The organism is Pseudomonas entomophila (assembly GCF_029478665.1).
In the GTDB taxonomy this organism is placed as follows: Bacteria; Pseudomonadota; Gammaproteobacteria; order Pseudomonadales; family Pseudomonadaceae; genus Aquipseudomonas; species Aquipseudomonas entomophila_F.
In genome coordinates this window covers 1-14,702 of the sequence record NZ_JARPQB010000027.1, presented here as the reverse complement: position 1 = coordinate 14,702, position 14,702 = coordinate 1, and the positions used below count along the sequence as shown (strand labels likewise).

At 67.1% G+C, this 14,702-nt stretch carries 15 protein-coding genes; 6 read left to right on the top strand and 9 right to left on the bottom strand.

Annotated elements, in window-relative coordinates; all coding sequences use genetic code 11:
• Position 1: 1 nt before the first annotated feature.
• The 3 genes from P5705_RS15220 to P5705_RS15210 are packed head-to-tail and all read left to right on the top strand — an operon-like array spanning position 2 to position 1,875.
• Positions 2 to 889: a type II secretion system F family protein gene (locus tag P5705_RS15220; RefSeq protein WP_277461662.1), complete on the top strand. Its 888-nt coding sequence runs from the start codon at positions 2 to 4 to the stop codon at positions 887 to 889.
• An 11-nt stretch (positions 890 to 900) separates the two neighbouring features.
• Positions 901 to 1,602 carry a tetratricopeptide repeat protein gene (locus P5705_RS15215; RefSeq protein WP_277461661.1) on the top strand — a complete coding sequence of 234 codons (702 nt, stop codon included), beginning with the start codon at positions 901 to 903 and terminating at the stop codon, positions 1,600 to 1,602.
• Between the two features lie 12 nt (positions 1,603 to 1,614).
• Positions 1,615 to 1,875, top strand: a complete 261-nt coding sequence (locus tag P5705_RS15210) for a DUF3613 domain-containing protein (protein WP_277461659.1) — start codon at positions 1,615 to 1,617, stop codon at positions 1,873 to 1,875.
• A 149-nt stretch (positions 1,876 to 2,024) separates the two neighbouring features.
• Here the strand turns inward: P5705_RS15210 and P5705_RS15205 are convergent, their stop codons facing one another.
• The gene (locus P5705_RS15205) at positions 2,025 to 2,774 is read right to left on the bottom strand and encodes a response regulator transcription factor (protein WP_431196952.1); all 750 of its coding nucleotides are present in this window, start codon (positions 2,772 to 2,774) and stop codon (positions 2,025 to 2,027) included.
• Positions 2,775 to 2,919: 145 nt separating this feature from the next.
• Positions 2,920 to 3,390 (bottom strand): A24 family peptidase, encoded by a 471-nt coding sequence (locus tag P5705_RS15200; RefSeq protein WP_277461655.1) that lies wholly within the window; start codon positions 3,388 to 3,390, stop codon positions 2,920 to 2,922.
• Between the two features lie 75 nt (positions 3,391 to 3,465).
• Between P5705_RS15200 and P5705_RS15195 the strand changes: the two genes are divergently transcribed.
• Together P5705_RS15195 and P5705_RS15190 are read left to right on the top strand one after the other, a co-directional pair.
• Complete coding sequence (locus tag P5705_RS15195) at positions 3,466 to 3,909, top strand: TadE/TadG family type IV pilus assembly protein (RefSeq protein WP_277461654.1); 444 nt, start codon at positions 3,466 to 3,468, stop codon at positions 3,907 to 3,909.
• Positions 3,906 to 6,542 (top strand): ATP-binding protein, encoded by a 2,637-nt coding sequence (locus tag P5705_RS15190; protein WP_431196950.1) that lies wholly within the window; start codon positions 3,906 to 3,908, stop codon positions 6,540 to 6,542. The genes P5705_RS15195 and P5705_RS15190 overlap by 4 nt, the downstream gene beginning before the upstream one ends.
• Here P5705_RS15190 and P5705_RS15185 read toward each other — a convergent pair.
• The 7 genes from P5705_RS15185 to P5705_RS15155 form a co-directional block, all read right to left on the bottom strand.
• Positions 6,527 to 8,479: a pilus assembly protein TadG-related protein gene (locus P5705_RS15185; RefSeq protein WP_277461653.1), complete on the bottom strand. Its 1,953-nt coding sequence runs from the start codon at positions 8,477 to 8,479 to the stop codon at positions 6,527 to 6,529. The genes P5705_RS15190 and P5705_RS15185 overlap by 16 nt on opposite strands.
• 223 nt (positions 8,480 to 8,702) lie before the next feature.
• Positions 8,703 to 9,263, bottom strand: coding sequence for a DUF4136 domain-containing protein (locus P5705_RS15180; protein WP_277461652.1), 561 nt, complete (start codon positions 9,261 to 9,263; stop codon positions 8,703 to 8,705).
• Between the two features lie 20 nt (positions 9,264 to 9,283).
• Entirely contained in the window at positions 9,284 to 9,925 is a 642-nt protein-coding gene (locus P5705_RS15175; protein ID WP_277461651.1) for a DUF4136 domain-containing protein, read from the bottom strand.
• 20 nt (positions 9,926 to 9,945) lie between these two features.
• Positions 9,946 to 10,695: a methyltransferase gene (locus P5705_RS15170; protein ID WP_277461650.1), complete on the bottom strand. Its 750-nt coding sequence runs from the start codon at positions 10,693 to 10,695 to the stop codon at positions 9,946 to 9,948.
• Positions 10,692 to 10,997: a MazG-like family protein gene (locus P5705_RS15165; protein ID WP_277461649.1), complete on the bottom strand. Its 306-nt coding sequence runs from the start codon at positions 10,995 to 10,997 to the stop codon at positions 10,692 to 10,694. The genes P5705_RS15170 and P5705_RS15165 overlap by 4 nt, the downstream gene beginning before the upstream one ends.
• Positions 10,998 to 11,091: 94 nt before the next feature.
• Entirely contained in the window at positions 11,092 to 11,943 is an 852-nt protein-coding gene (locus P5705_RS15160; RefSeq protein WP_277461648.1) for a MaoC family dehydratase, read from the bottom strand.
• Between the two features lie 2 nt (positions 11,944 to 11,945).
• On the bottom strand, positions 11,946 to 13,298 hold the full coding sequence (locus P5705_RS15155) for a 3-oxoacyl-ACP reductase (RefSeq protein WP_277461647.1): 1,353 nt from the start codon (positions 13,296 to 13,298) through the stop codon (positions 11,946 to 11,948).
• Positions 13,299 to 13,412: 114 nt separating this feature from the next.
• Between P5705_RS15155 and P5705_RS15150 the strand changes: the two genes are divergently transcribed.
• Positions 13,413 to 14,690: an acetyl-CoA C-acetyltransferase gene (locus P5705_RS15150; RefSeq protein ID WP_277461646.1), complete on the top strand. Its 1,278-nt coding sequence runs from the start codon at positions 13,413 to 13,415 to the stop codon at positions 14,688 to 14,690.
• Positions 14,691 to 14,702: the final 12 nt, after the last annotated feature.

Below are 14,702 nucleotides of genomic sequence, written 5' to 3'. Positions count from 1 at the left end.
CATGGCCTTGATGCTCAGCGCGTTGTGCCTGTTCGCCGGTTTCGTGCTGTTGGCGGTGCAACTGGCCTGGCAGTGGCGGGCGCGGCAGCGGGTCGCACGGCGTCTGCAAGGGCGCATGGCCCGTGACGAGCGGCTGGGTGACTGGCTGCAATGGCTGGGCAGCAGCCCCCTGGGGCGGCGCCTGCAGCGGCTCGATGGTGAAACCCAGGCGCTGCTCGACCGCCTCGGCTGGCGGCGCAGCCGGCAGCGCGCGCTGTTCGCCGCCGTGCAACTGGGGTTGCCGTTGCTGGCGATGGTCGTGGTGCTGGTGATGGTGCATGGCCTGCCGGGGGAGCGGCGCGGGCATGGGCTGGTGCTGGTGCTGTGCGCGCTGGGCGCCGGCTACCTGCTGCCCAAGCGCCTGTTGGCGGCTGCGGCGGCGCGGCGGCAGCGGCGGATTGCCCGGGAGGTGAGCGTGCTGATCCCCTTGCTGCGCATCCTCTTCGAAACCGGACTGGCGGTGGAGCAGGCCCTGCGTGTGCTGGCCCAGGAAGGGCGCAGCCTGGTACCGAACATCAGCGACGAGCTGCGCCTGGTGCTGCAGCGGGTCGACTCGGGCCTGGCCCTGGGCCCGGAGCTGGAGAAGAGCGCGCGCCTGCTGGCGGTGGACGAACTGATCGACACCTGCGTGATCCTCCAGCAATTGCTGGTGCAGGGCAGCGGCTCGATGAAGTCGCTGCTGGCGCTCAAGGAACTGCTCGACGACCGGCGCCTGACCGGTTTGCAGGAGCGGGTGTCGAAGATGTCGGCGAAGATGTCGGCGGTGATGATGGTGTTCCTGTTCCCGGCCTTGCTCATCGTCCTGGCCGGACCGGGTTTTTCCGCCTTGGCGCGGGCATTGGGGTCCTGAGGGGGAGACGGATGAGAGCGATCATGGTGTTCACCGGCCTGTTGCTGTTGACCGGGTGTGCCGGGCAGCAGCCCGACAGCCTGGCCCGGTTGTTCGGCGGCGGCGTGTGCGGCAAGCCCGATGGCGACCAGCAACTGAGCCTGGACATGGCCGACCAGATGATCGACGAGGGCCGACCCCATGCCGGGCTGGCGCACCTGGAGCAGTTGCCCGACACGCTGGAAGCGGTGCGCCTGCGCAAGGCCAAGGTGCTGCGCCAACTGGGCCGCAGTGACGCCGAGCCGCTGTACCGCAGCCTGCTGGGTGGTTGCCTGGCGGCCGAGGGCGAGCATGGCCTGGGCCAGCTGGCCTCGGCGCGTGGCGACGATGTGCAGGCCCTGCGCCACTTGCAGCGCGCGGCGCGCCTGGCGCCCACCGACGAGAAGGTGCGCAACGACCTGGGTGTGGTGCAGATGAACCTGGGGCATCACGAGGAGGCCCGCTTCGAGCTGCTCACGGCCATCGAACTGAAGGATGACAATCCGCTGCCGGCGCTCAATCTGGTGACCTTGGCGCTGGTGCAGGACAACTGGCGCCAGGCCGAGGACCTGGTGAATCGGCTGCGCCTGGGGCCCGCGCAATTCGCCGAGGCCCAGGCGCGGGCGCAGCAGATCAGGTCCACCGGGCGCGGTCCGCTGGCCAGCACGGCGCCGTCCACTTCGTCGCTCAATTGATCGGAGGTGACCATGTGCAAACCCTGGATCGTCCTGGCCTGCCTTGCTCTTTCGCCAATCTGTTGGGCGCAGGAACCGCCCCGGCAGCCCCGCCCGCAGACCGCCACCGAAGCGCTGTTGCAGGTGCAGGCCAGCAACCGTCAGGGGTCACGGATACCCCAGGTGCAGACCGACAAGGAGCGCGACCAGGCGATGCAGCGCTGGCTGGACAGTTACAAGTACGCGATCCCGGACTTCTACCGCTGGACCAAGGTCAATTCTTCCAACAACTGACGTGTAGGAGCCTGCCTTGCTGGCGAACCGCGGCTCACACCGGACTACCGCGTGGAACCGTTCGCCAGCAAGGCTGGCTCCTACAGGTTCGCGTCTGTAGGAGCCGGCTTGCCGGCGAACCGTTGCTGCGGTGTTGTGGTGGGTGAGACTCAGTGCGTGGTGAACCGCTGGTGCACGGGTGACGACCGTGGCGTCAGCGCCAGGGCCAATTGCGTGCGGTTGTGCATGTGGGTCAGGCGCAGCACCTGCGAGACATAGAGCTTCACGGTGTTCTCGGTGATGCCCAGTTCGCAGGCGATCTGGTAGTTGGTCTTGCCCTTGCTCACCAGCTTGGCCACCTCCAGCTGGCGCGGTGACAGCTTCTCGAACGCCGGTGGCAGCTCCGCCTCGCCCTCGTCGGTGTCGCCGGCACGGCGGTGGGTGCCTTGCCCACGGGCTTTTTCCAGGTCCTGGTAGAGATCGTCGATGGACTCGGCCAGCTCCTGCAGGCGCTGGTTCAGGCTGCCCAGCTCACGGAAGTTGCGGCGCCGCTCCAACAGCGCCTGCTCCTGGCGGCGTACGCCTTCGAGCAGCTCGTCCAGGTCCATGGGCTTTTGGTAATAATCTGCAAAACCTTCGCGCAAGGCGCGGATCACGTCCTGCTTGTCGGCCCGCCCGGTCAGCATGATCGCCTCGAACATGCGCTGCGGCCCGGTCATCTGTTTCAGTGCACGCACCAGCTCGATGCCATCGCGGTCAGGCATGTGCAAGTCGCACAGAATCAGGCCGATGGCTTCGTCGGCCTTGTAGCATTCAATGGCTTCGGCCGTGGAATGGGCCGCGATGCAGCGATATCCCTCGCTTTCGAGAAACTCGCATAACTCTTCGACGATCATTGGCTGGTCATCGACAACCAGCATCTTCACCTCACTGATGGTTTTGCTCACGTTCAACTCCCTGTGAATGCGGCCCTGCTCCCGGGCCAAACGCTCTGGCAGGAAGAAAAGTAGTCGCACTTTGCAATTATGTATATGGACTGTAGACCGGTTCCGACCGCTGGGCCGATTATTGGATCCACACGGCGGTCAGCAGGAAGCCCGCCAGCACATAAGGCGCAAAGGGCTGCTTGTCACCGACTTCTTCGGCGAGTTTTTGCAGACGTTTCTTCACTTTCGGGTTGAGCAAGGTCCATAACCGGCGCCTGCCGAACATCCATGCCAGCACGGTGAGCCCGGCGCCGATGAAGGTGCCGAGCACGTACTGCGGGCTGGTGGCCAGGGCCAGGGCGCCCATCAGCTTGACGTCGCCGGCACCAAAGCGACCAAGCATGTAGCCGGGCAAGGTGAGCAGCATGACGATGGCCAGGGCCCAGCCGGCCTCGCTGGCGTCGGCGCCGATCCAGCTGTGGCCGGTGGCGAACAGCCAAGCCAGGGCGCAGCCCGCGACACCCAGGGTGAGGGTGTTGGAAATCTGCCGTTCACGGACATCTTGTTCAGTACACAAGGCAAGCCACATCAGGAGAACAATGCTTTGCATTGGCAGAATGCCATCCCTATTCGTTGAACGGTTCTATGCTGTCAGACAGGTCTCACAGTCAGGGTAGACGCGATCATGAAAGCAAGCCCGGCGGGACGGCAAAAAGGCGCGGCAGCCATCGAGTTTGTCGCGGTATTCATGGTGTTTTTCGCGGTGTTCTACGGTTTGGTGAGCTACACCCTGCCAATGCTGATGCTGCAGTCGTTCAACCAGGCCAGCAGCGAGGCAGTGCGGCGCTGCGTGGCGGTGGATCCCACCAGCCAGACCTACGAGCTGGACGTGCAGGGCCTGGCCCGCCAGGTGATCGGCCAGCAGTTGTCGTGGATGCCCAGTGCCCTGGGCTTCAACCTGCTCACCGACACACGAATCAGCGTGGGCACCGACAAGGTGCTGACCGTGGTCATCGATTATCCGCGCACGCGCCTGACGCGTGTGCTGCCCACCCTGGTACTGCCGGTGGTCGGCGAGGTGCCCAAGCTGCCCGACCGGTTGCAGGCCCAGGCGAGCCTCCAGCTATGAGTGGTGGGCTGTTCGACCGCTGGCGCGCAGCGCCTCCACCTGCCGTTGAACCACAATCCTTGCCCGCAGTGGGCCTGCAACTGCTGCTTGACGATCAGGCGCAGGTCCTGCGCCTGTCCGGGCCGTTGCGCACCTTGCTGGCCTTGCCGGGGCGGCCGGGTGCGCGCCTGCATGACTACCTGCAACGGCACAGCTGGCTGGTGATCGAGGGCGAGCCCGGCGACTGGCAAGGGCAGCCCCTGGACCTTGATTTCAACACCGTGGTGGGCCATGCATTGCACACCCGCGGTTGGCTGCAGCGTCACGGGCAGGCCTGGTTGCTGCAACTGTTCGATATCGGCGATTTGTTGCGTGAACAGCGCTGGGATCGCCAGCGGCCACTACTGGGCGAGATCGGCCACGCACTGCGCGAATGCGGCTCACAGCGCCTGGCGCAGACCGCCAGCGCGCAATTGCAGGTACTGGCCGAGCACTGGCAGGCAGCGTCGCTGCGCCTGATGTTGCGCGAACCGGCTGGCTGGCGCCATTACGCCAGCAGTGACAACACATGGCCTTGGCCGCAGGACAGCCGCCTGCAGGCCCGATTGGACCGCTTGCCAGCGGCCTCTCTGCTGGATCTGAGGGACGATGCGCAATTCCAGGCGTTGTGTGGCGGCGCTTCATTGCTGCTGCTGCCCTACCGCCAGGGGCAGGATGCCGAAGCCTGGTTGCTGTGCGCCGGTGCCACGCAGGTGCCGGAGGCCGACATGGCACTGGCGTTGGTCCGGACCCTGGTCGAGCCACTGCTGGCCCGTCTGTGGCGCCAGCAGTGGCAGCAGCAGTCCACGCACCTCGACGAACTGCAGCGGCAATTGGGGGCGGGGTGGTGGGAATGGCCGGCGCAGGGGGACCTGCAACTGGATCCGGCATTGGCCCAGGCGCTCGCCCTGCCGCACCAGGCCAGCCTTGGGCAATGGCTGGCCCGCCTGCACCCGGCCGACCGCGAACCCGCGCAGCTTGCGCTGGCGCAGGCCCGCGAAGGGCACGCGCTGAACCTGAGCCTGCGCTTGCTGGACGACGGAACCCTGGAAACCCCGCGCTGGTGGCAGTGGGTGGGCCAGCCGCAGGGGCAGCGGCTGCATGGCTTCCTGCTCGACATCAGCGCGCTCAAGACCCAGGAGCAGCAGGCCGGGATGGCCCGCGCACGCCTGGAAAACCTGATCGCCAGTTCCCCCGCGGTGATCTATGTGCAGCGCTACGCCGAAGGCGCGCTGCACAGCGATTTCTTCAGTGCCAGCCTGGCGCCGCTGCTGGGCTGGGACGTAGACGGCGAGCTGGCGCGCCAACCGGGCCTGGCCGTGCACCCGGATGACCGCCCGTTGTGGTTGGCCCGCACCCGCAGCCTGTTGCGCGACGGCCAGGTGCGCTGCCGCTACCGGCTGCGCGATCAGCTCGGTGGCTATCACTGGATGCTCGACGAGGCCCGGCTGCTGCGCGACGAGCTTGGCCAGCCGGTGGAAGTGGTGGGGTTGTGGCTGGATGTCAGCGAGGCGACCGAGGCCGCCGAGCGCATGCGCCAGAGCGAGGAACGCTACCGCGTGCTGGTGGAGGACTCGCCGGCGATGATCTGCCGCTATCGCCCGGACCTGACCCTGGTGTTCGGCAACCGGCCGCTGGCCGACTACCTGCAATGCGCGCCGGAACAGCTGTTGGGCGCCAACCTGGGCCAGTGGTTGTCCGATGCCCAGCGTGAAGCCTTCCACGAGCGCCTGCGGGCATTGACCCCGGAGCAGCCCCTGAGCAGCGCGGAAATCTGCCTGCAACTGCCGGGCCGCGAACATGCCTGGTGGGTGTGGGCCGACCGTGGCCTGTTCGACGCCCAAGGCCAGTTGCTGGAGATCCAGGCCGTGGGCCGCGACAACACCGAACTGCGGCGTAGCCAGCAACAGCTGTTGCAGGGCGCCAAGATGGCCACCCTCGGCGAGCTGGCCACCGGCCTGGTGCACGAGATCAACCAGCCGCTCAATGTGATGCGCATGGCCGTGGTGAACGCCCTCAAGCGCCTGCAGATGGGCACGGCGGAGCCGGCCTACCTGGAAGACAAGTTGCGCCGCATCGAGGCCCAGGTCGAGCGCGCCTCGCGCCTGGTCGAGCATATGCGGGTGTATGGCCGGCGCTCGGCGCTTGAACCTGTGCCATTCACCGCCTGGAGCGCGGTGGAGGGGGCCCGTGCGCTGCTGGACGAGGGCCTGCGTGGCAAGGGCGTGGACTTGAGCCTCGAGCCGCCGGCACAACAGCCGCAGGTGCTCGGCCAGCAGGACCAGCTTGAGCAGGTACTGATCAACCTGCTGGTCAATGCCCGCGACGCCTTGCTCGAACAGGGGCGCGCGGGCGCATGGATCCGGGTGCGCCAGCAGCAGGCGGGCGAGCACCTGTGCCTGCTGGTCGAAGACAACGGCGGCGGCATTGACCCGCAGTTGCACGAGCGCATCTTCGAACCGTTCTTCACCACCAAGCCTGCAGGTGTCGGCACCGGCCTGGGATTGTCGGTCAGCCATGGCATCGTCAGCCAGATGGGCGGTCGCCTGACCGTGGCCAACAGTGCCGAAGGCGCGTGCTTTCGTATCGAGCTGCCGCTCTACAACACCAACTGAGCGTGGCCGCTGGAGCAGCTCAGATTGGCGCCGACCTGGGCATTGGCCAGGTCGACCCCCAGGGTCTTGAGCAGGCCATTGACCAGTGGATCGAGCACCGGGCTGAGCAGGTTGCGGATCAGCGGTTCGAGGATGTTCTTCACGCCGTCCAGCAGCCCGGCGGTCAGCACCAGCACCTGGCCCAGCCCGCTGTTGGCGGTCGGCCGATAGGCCTCCAGGCGGATGCCGGCGAGGGTGTCGGACAGGCTGGCGACGACCTGGGCCTGGTCGCTGTCCATCGGCTGGTAGGTGGGCGGTTGGCCGATGTCGGTGGGGGCGAAGGCGCCGGCGAACACCAAGGGTTTCTCCGTGGGGTTGTTGCCCAGCAGCTTGCTGTCCACCCGCAGGCCGATGCCGCCCCCGGCGAAGGGCACCCGGGTGCCGCACGAGGGTGGCAGGATCAGCAGGCGGCTGCAGACATTGGTGCCGATGTCGATCAGCGGCAGTGCCTTGACCACAGTGGTGCCCTGGTTGAGGAAGTCGGCCGGGGTGTCGAACTTGCCCACCGCGATCCTCGCCGCCGAGCGCTGGGTGAGGGTGGTCAGGCTCTTGGGCGAGCAGGTGTAGTTGTCCGGCGGCGCCGGGCGCAGGCGGCTGGTGGCCTCGGACACCTCCACGCCGATATCGATATGGACTTTTTCTTCCAGCAGTTTGATGTCGCTGACCTTGCATGGCACACCCAAGGCGCAGGTCAGCGATTGCACGGTGCCCAGCAGGTTCAGGCTGAGCAGGTTGTTGAGCACGTTGGTCAGCGGCGCGGCCAGGTCCAGCACGGCGTTGGCCAGGCCGGCGATGCCATTGAGCAGGGGCAGGTCGAGAGACACCAGTGCCCGCACCTGGGCGGTGTGTACCCGCAGCTCGTCGGTGCGTGGGTCGCCGATGGCGGAAAGCTGCTGCGGTTCGATCACCCGCACCTGCACCCGGCCACTGGCCACGCCCAGCAGGTTGATCGGCAGGTCGGCGTTGACCGCGCGTTCCTTGGCCGACAGCTGGATCACCCCCTGCACCAGTTGCAACAGCTGGATGCTCGCATCCAGGCCGGCCTGGGCCGTGCCGTTCTGCAGGTCCAGCAAGTCGCCCAGTTGCAGTCCGGTGATCGGCAGGTCGAGGGCAAGCTTGCCCAGGTTGGTGACCACGTCGGCGGCGGCACCGCCCTGTTGCAGCACCTTGACCGCCGCTTGCAGCAAGGTCGTGGCGCTGGTGTCGAGGCTGAGCAGCTTCTGGTAGTCGCCCACTTCGACATTCAGGTCGATGGCCAACTGGTCGAGGTAATGCAGCAGGTTGAGCTGGGTGTTGGCGATGCCCTGCCAGCCCAGCAGGTCGAGCTGCAACGTACCGCCAAGGGCCTTGGTCAGCGCGTTGAGCAGCGAGCCTTGGTTGGCGTTGACGGTGGCCAGGCTGCTGCGAATGCTCAGCATCGCCAGGGGTGGCATGGGGCTTGCGGCCACCGCGCTGGCATGCAGGGTGGTGGTGCGCGGCACGGTGTTGCCCTGGACCATGGCGAACACCCCGGCGGCGACGCTGGTGACCACCACATTGCTGACCTCGACCTTGATCGCTTCGTTGCGGGTGTTGTCGGCGACGAAGCGGCGCAGGTTGTCATTGCCGGTGCGCAGGTAGCCGCAGCTGGCGATCAGCGGGTCGGTGACGGCCAGGCCGTTGCGGGTAGCGGCGTTGCGGGCCAGGGCGAAGGCCTGCGGGCCGCTGCCGTTGCAACTGGCCGAGTGCTCGGCGGCCTCCAGCGCGGCCATGTCGGCGATGCGCTGGAGCTTGCGTTGTTCGAGGTAGAGGCGGCCGCTGTCGACCGACAGCAGCATGAACAGCAGGGCCAGGCCCATGGTCAGCGCGGCCATCAGGCCAATCGCGCCCTGTTGGCGGGCAGCGGAACGAGGAACCACGGGCACTCCTTTGCCGGCCTTCGGCCCGGCAGCGCGGCGGCGGTCAGAGGAGTGTAGCCAAGGTGATGGCAAGTTGCCTTGGCCTGGGCGCTCGCGGAACGACTGTCTTGCCTCTGTAGGAGCGGCTTTAGCCGCGATCCGGGCACCGCGGTGTCTGGCACCCGCTCAGCGGGTGATCGCGGCTGAAGCCGCTCCTACAGGGGGCGTGCAAGACCAGATGCCCTCAATGCGGCGGATACTGGCTCAACACCTGCGCCACGGTCTTCTGGATCGCCACGTTGCGCTCCTGGGGGCTGGGTGGGTAGTTGTTCATGATCTGCTCGGCACTGCCGCGCCACACCAGCTTGCCGTCGCGGCCGTCGAACAGGTCGACCTGGATGGTCGCCACCTTGTAGTCGACGCTACGGGTCTCGTTGTACATCGGGCCGCCCCAGTAGCCTCCCCAGTAACCGCCCCAGGCACCACCGTAGTTGGTGGTGATCTGTTGCTGGCGGTCTTCCACGATCAGGTAGACGCGCACCCTCACATCAGGCTTGGCGTTGGCCTGGGCGGGGCGCAGGCCACGCTGGTCGAGCTGCTCGGCCACCGCCTGGCGGATGCGTTGCTCGGTCAGGTCGCTCTTGATGCGCGGATCGTCCGGGCGATACTGCAAACCGGGTTCCTGCCAGGCCCAGCTGCGGTAGGCGGCGAAATCGCGACTGGCGTCGAAATCCTGCTGGACGTTGTTGCTCGAGCAGGCCGCGAGCAACAACGCGAAGGCGAGTAGAAGGTGGCGGCGCAACATGATGGTTCTCCAGGGCGAAGTTAACTGGGAGGATAGCCGCTCAGCGCCTTGCCCACCGATTCGCGCAGGGCGCTTTCGCGATCACGCGGCGAGTCCTTGCCACTGCCACTGCCACTCTCGGCGCTGGCGCTCCATACCGGCTGGCCATTGCGGGCATCGAACAGGTCGATGCGCACCACCAGCACTTCGACTTCGTAGGTGCGCACGATCGGCACGCTGCCATAGGCGCCATAGCCGTTGCGGTAGCCACCGTAGCCGATGCTGCCGTAGGGGTACGGGCCGTAGTAGGGATCGTAATAGTCGTAGTCGCGCACCTGGCGCAGGCGCCGCTCCAGGCGCAGGTCGGCGCTGACCAGCAGGTCGGCCGGGCCGTTGCGGGCCGGCCGCAAGCCATGCTGGTCGAGGGCGCTGCTCACCGCGTCGGCGAGCTGCGCGGGGTCGGCGCTGGCCATGCCGCTGGGCAACTGGTTGTTGCGCCAGCTCCAGCTGCGGTAGCGGCCGTAGTCGCGTGGCGGCGCCGGGTAGGCGCTGGCGTCGAAGGTGCTGGCCGCCTGGGGCGGTGTCGGTGGCAGGGGCTTGCTGCTGGCCACGTAAGGGTTGCTGCCCTGGCAGGCGGCCAGGGCGAAGGGCAGCAGGGCCAGGCAGAGCGAGCGATACAGCATGGAATCTCCTGGCCGTGGTGTCAGTGGGGGCGGCAGATCCAGTGCAGGTAACGGCCCAGCCCGGCAAAGCCTGGGTGGCGACGGTGGGCCAGTTCCATTTCCAGCAGGTCGAGCAGCTCGGCCTTTTCCTGGAACTCCTTGGGCATATAGTCGTGGAACACGCGCACGCCACTCTCGCTTTCGACCTGCCACAGAGGTTCAAGTTGCGCCTTGAGGTCCCGTGGATCAAGTGGTTTCTGTGGGGTCAGGCTCTGTTTCTCGCCGGCCATGCGGTTGCTGCGCAGCTTGCGGAAATGCCCCTTGAGCAGGTTGCGGTAGACCAGCGCATCGCGGTTGTAGAAGGCCAGCGACAGCCAGCCCCCCGGCGTTGTCAGTTGGTGCAGTACCGGCAGGATGCTCTCAGGTTCCGCCAGCCATTCCAGCACGGCGTGGCACAGCACCACGTCATAGGGTTCGGTGAGCTGGCCCAGCAGGTCCTGCCAGGGCGCCTGGATGAATTCGGCAGCCTGGCCGGCTTCCTTGAAGCGCTCGCGGGCCCCCTCGAGCATGGGCGCGGCGGGTTCGGCGAGGGTCAGGTGATGGCCGCGCTGGGCCAGCCACAGGGCCATGTGGCCCAGGCCCGCGCCGATGTCGAGAATGCGCAGCGGGCGGTCAGGCAGCGTCTCGGCCAGGTCGGCCTGGAGCACCGCCAGGCGGATGGCGCCCTTGGCGCCGCCGTAGATCTTCTCGGCGAAACGGGTGGCCAGTTCATCGAAGTGACGGTCGTTCATTTGGCGAAGCGCCTCTCGCTGTCGGCCAGCTTGGCCCGCACCACCTCGTTCATGTCCAGGCCCAGTTCGCTGCACAGCAGCAACAGGTACAGGACGATGTCGCCGACCTCCTGGCCTGCGTGGGCGAGCTGGTCGGCGGGGAGCTGGCGCGATTGGTCCTCGCTCAGCCACTGGAAGATTTCCACCAGCTCGGCCATCTCGACGCTGGCGGCCATGGCCAGGTTCTTCGGGCTGTGGAAGCCGCGCCAGTCGTTGTTGTCACGGATACGGTGCAGGCGCTCGGTCAGTTCTTGCAGGTTCATCGGGGTCTCCTCGTGGCGCATAGCTTCCGGCGAGGGACACCGCAAAGCAAGCGCCAGTGGCAACCGGCTTTGCCAGCGAAGGCCGAGGCAGCATTCAAAGCGGCTTCCACCCTCCAACCATGTGCAGCAACCCCCCGTGCCCATCCAGCCGCAATTCGCCTGCCTCACCGGCTTCGCTGGCACTGAGCACCACCTCGGAAGGCAGGCGCACCGGTTTGCGGAAATCCACCGCGAACTCATAACCCGCCGCAGGTAAGTGCCCATGCAACGCCGCCAGCGCCATGGCCTTGCTCCACATCCCATGGGCGATGGCCTTGGGAAAACCGAACAGCCGGGCCGTGACGCTGCTCAGGTGGATGGGGTTGTAGTCGCCGCAGACCCGGGCATAGCGCCTGCCGATGTCGCTGTCGGCATACCAGCGGGTGGCTTCGGGCAGGATGGCGGGCTCGGTTTCGGGCGTTTCAACGCCCTGATAATCGAGCTTGAGGCCACGCACCAGCATGCGGCTGGTTTCGCGCCAGAGCAGGCCCAGGCCGTCTTCGGCCTCGGTGACCAGGTCGAAGGTGCCGCCTTTCTCATGGGGTTGCAGGTTGTCGGCGTACACCGCAAAACGCAGGCCGTCGATGCCACCGAGCGGGCGCAGCACCTGGATGGCGTTGTGCAGGTGCACCAGGCCCAGCAACGGGAAGGGGAATTCATGGGCGGTCAGTAGCTGCATCTGCAGGGCGAACGCCAGGACATGGGGGTAGGTGCCTGGCAAGCGGCCGTCGTCGACGAAGTGGCAAAGCCGACGGTACGCCGCCAGCTGTTGCGGGTCGACCCGCAGGAAGCAGCGCAGGCCCTGCTCGGGCAATGTGCTGCCATGGATCTTGCGTTTGGCCAAGGCCCGCAGGTACAGGCTGGCACTCGAATCGGGACTGTGCAGTTCATGCCAGGGTCGGTTCATGTTCAGGCCCCCATCAATGCCTGGCCACAGACCCGCAGCGCCTGGCCATTGACCGCCCCCGAGCCCGGTTGGCTGAGCCAGGCGATGGCTTCGGCGACATCCTGCGGCAAGCCGCCCTGGCCCAGCGAGCTCAGGCGCCGCCCGGCCTCGCGCAGGCCCATGGGCATGGCGGCGGTCATGTGGGTCTCGATGAAGCCCGGTGCCACGGCATTGATGCTGGCGCCGCGTTCGGCCAGTGGCCGCGCCCAGGCCTGGGCGAAGCCGATCAGCCCGGACTTGCTGGCGGCGTAGTTCGATTGGCCACGGTTGCCGGCGATGCCGCTGACCGAAGCGAGCAGGGTGATGCGCGCGTCGTCGCGCAGCGTACCGGCCTCCAGCAGTGCCTGGGTCAGCACCTGGGGTGCCTTGAGGTTGACCGCCAGCACCGCGTCCCAGTACTCAGGGGTCATGTTGGCCAGGGTCTTGTCGCGGGTGATGCCAGCGTTGTGCACCAGGATGTCCAGACCGTCGGGCAGCGCCTCGACCAGTTGCGCGGCAGCGTCGGCGGCGCAGATGTCCAGGGCCAGGGCGCGGCCACCGAGGCGTGCGGCCAGGGCGTCGAGGTCCTTTTGCGCCTGGGGTACGTCCAGCAGGGTGACCTCGGCGCCATCACGGGCCAGGGTCTCGGCGATGGCCGCGCCGATGCCGCGGGCGGCACCGGTCACCAGCGCCCGGCGCCCGGCCAGCGGACGCGTCCAGTCCTCGACCTGGGCGGCGCAGGCGCTCAGGCGCAACACCTGGCCGGAAACGAACGCGCTCTTGGGCGACAGGAAGAAGCGCAGGGCGCCGTCCAGCTGGTCTTCGGCACCTGCACCGACATACAGCAGGTTGGCCGTTGCGCCGTTGCGCAGCTCCTTGGCCAGCGAGCGGCTGAAACCTTCGAGTGCGCGCTGGGTGACGCTGGCCTGTGGATCGTCGAGGCCCTCTGGCGGGCGGCCGAGGATCACCACGTGGGCGCAGGGCGCCAGGCTACGCAGCAAAGGCTGGAAGAATTCGCGCAATTGCTTGAGCAGGTCGCTGTCGGACAGGTGACTGGCATCGAACACCACGGCCTTGAGCTTCGGCCCGAGGCCGGCGACCCAGGGTGCGCAGACCAGGCTGTCGTCATTGAAGCTGTAGCAATCGGCGGTCAGGCGCGGGGCAATCGTCTCGACATGCCTGGCCAGCGGCCCGCCACCGAGCACCAGCGCACCCTCCACCGGGCGCAGGCGGCCGGCTTGCCAGCGCTCCAGCGGCGCCGGGCGCGGCAGGCCGAGGGCATCGACCAGGCGGCGGCCGAGGGCGGAGTTGGCAAAGCCGATGTAGCGATCGCTCATGGGGGTTCTCCCTGAAAGGCAAGCATGCAGTGTGGACCAAGTTTGTCGCAGGGGCGTTCGAATGCTGTAAAAGAACCTAGTCTTACGGATCAATTTGTTTCAGGAGGAACAGGCATGCGTTCAACTCGCCGGGTCGCGATCCTGGGTGGAAACCGGATCCCTTTCGCCCGCTCCAATGGCGCCTACGCCAAGGCCAGCAACCAGGCGATGCTCACCGCCACCCTGGAAGGGCTGATCGAACGTTACCGCCTGCATGGCCTGTGCCTGGGCGAAGTGGCCGCGGGCGCGGTGCTCAAGCATTCCCATGACATGAGCCTGACCCGCGAATGCGTGCTCGGCTCGCGGCTGGCGCCGCAGACCCCGGCCTATGACATCCAGCAGGCTTGTGGCACGGGGCTTGAGGCGGCGCTGCTGGTGGCCAACAAGATCGCCCTTGGGCAGATCGACAGCGGTATCGCCGGCGGTGTCGACACCACCTCCGACGCGCCGATCGCGGTCAACGAGGGCCTGCGCCAGATCCTGCTGCAGGCCCATCGCGGGCGGAACCTGGGCGAGCGGCTCAAGCCGTTCCTCAAACTGCGCCCAAGGCACCTGATCCCTACGCTGCCGCGCAACGGCGAGCCGCGCACCGGGTTGTCCATGGGCGAGCACTGCGAGCAGATGGCGCAAACCTGGCAGATCGACCGTGTCGAGCAGGATGAGCTGACCCTGCGCAGCCATCAGCGGCTGGCGGCGTCCTACACCGATGGCTGGCACGACGACCTGCTTACGCCGTATCTCGGCCTTACCCGCGACAACAACTTGCGCCCGGACCTCACGCTCGAGCAGTTGGCGGGGCTCAAGCCGGTGTTCGACCGCAGCGGCCTGGGCACCCTGACCCCAGGCAACTCCACGCCGCTCACCGATGGCGCCTCGCTGGTGCTGCTGGGTAGCGAGCAATGGGCCGAGGAGCACGATCTGGAGGTCCTGGCCTACCTGGTCGATGGCGAGAGCGCCGCGGTGGACTTCGTCCATGGTCAGGAGGGGCTGCTGATGGCGCCGGTGTATGCGGTGCCACGCCTGCTGGCACGCAATGGCCTGACCCTGCAGGACTTCGACTACTACGAAATCCATGAAGCCTTCGCCGCCCAGGTGCTGTGCACGCTCAAGGCCTGGGAGGATGCCGACTACTGCCGCACCCGCCTGGGGCTTGAGGCGCCGTTGGGGGCCATCGACCGCAGCAAGCTCAATGTTCATGGCAGCTCACTGGCGGCGGGGCATCCGTTCGCCGCGACTGGTGGGCGGATTCTGGCCAATATGGCCAAGCTGCTGGCCAGGCGGGGCAAGGGGCGGGGGTTGATTTCGATCTGTGCGGCGGGAGGGCAGGGGGTGACGGCGATCGTGGAGCGCTGATCGACCAGGGGC

What these genes read in the sequence shown, in the direction of transcription:
- P5705_RS15220 (WP_277461662.1), top strand. Translation starts at nt 2, where the DNA reads ATGGCCTTGATGCTCAGCGCGTTGTGCCTGTTCGCCGGTTTCGTGCTG.
- P5705_RS15215 (WP_277461661.1), top strand. Translation starts at nt 901, where the DNA reads ATGAGAGCGATCATGGTGTTCACCGGCCTGTTGCTGTTGACCGGGTGT.
- P5705_RS15210 (WP_277461659.1), top strand. Translation starts at nt 1,615, where the DNA reads ATGTGCAAACCCTGGATCGTCCTGGCCTGCCTTGCTCTTTCGCCAATC.
- P5705_RS15205 (WP_431196952.1), bottom strand. Translation starts at nt 2,774, where the DNA reads ATGCTGGTTGTCGATGACCAGCCAATGATCGTCGAAGAGTTATGCGAG.
- P5705_RS15200 (WP_277461655.1), bottom strand. Translation starts at nt 3,390, where the DNA reads ATGCAAAGCATTGTTCTCCTGATGTGGCTTGCCTTGTGTACTGAACAA.
- P5705_RS15195 (WP_277461654.1), top strand. Translation starts at nt 3,466, where the DNA reads ATGAAAGCAAGCCCGGCGGGACGGCAAAAAGGCGCGGCAGCCATCGAG.
- P5705_RS15190 (WP_431196950.1), top strand. Translation starts at nt 3,906, where the DNA reads ATGAGTGGTGGGCTGTTCGACCGCTGGCGCGCAGCGCCTCCACCTGCC.
- P5705_RS15180 (WP_277461652.1), bottom strand. Translation starts at nt 9,263, where the DNA reads ATGTTGCGCCGCCACCTTCTACTCGCCTTCGCGTTGTTGCTCGCGGCC.
- P5705_RS15175 (WP_277461651.1), bottom strand. Translation starts at nt 9,925, where the DNA reads ATGCTGTATCGCTCGCTCTGCCTGGCCCTGCTGCCCTTCGCCCTGGCC.
- P5705_RS15170 (WP_277461650.1), bottom strand. Translation starts at nt 10,695, where the DNA reads ATGAACGACCGTCACTTCGATGAACTGGCCACCCGTTTCGCCGAGAAG.
- P5705_RS15165 (WP_277461649.1), bottom strand. Translation starts at nt 10,997, where the DNA reads ATGAACCTGCAAGAACTGACCGAGCGCCTGCACCGTATCCGTGACAAC.
- P5705_RS15160 (WP_277461648.1), bottom strand. Translation starts at nt 11,943, where the DNA reads ATGAACCGACCCTGGCATGAACTGCACAGTCCCGATTCGAGTGCCAGC.
- P5705_RS15155 (WP_277461647.1), bottom strand. Translation starts at nt 13,298, where the DNA reads ATGAGCGATCGCTACATCGGCTTTGCCAACTCCGCCCTCGGCCGCCGC.
- P5705_RS15150 (WP_277461646.1), top strand. Translation starts at nt 13,413, where the DNA reads ATGCGTTCAACTCGCCGGGTCGCGATCCTGGGTGGAAACCGGATCCCT.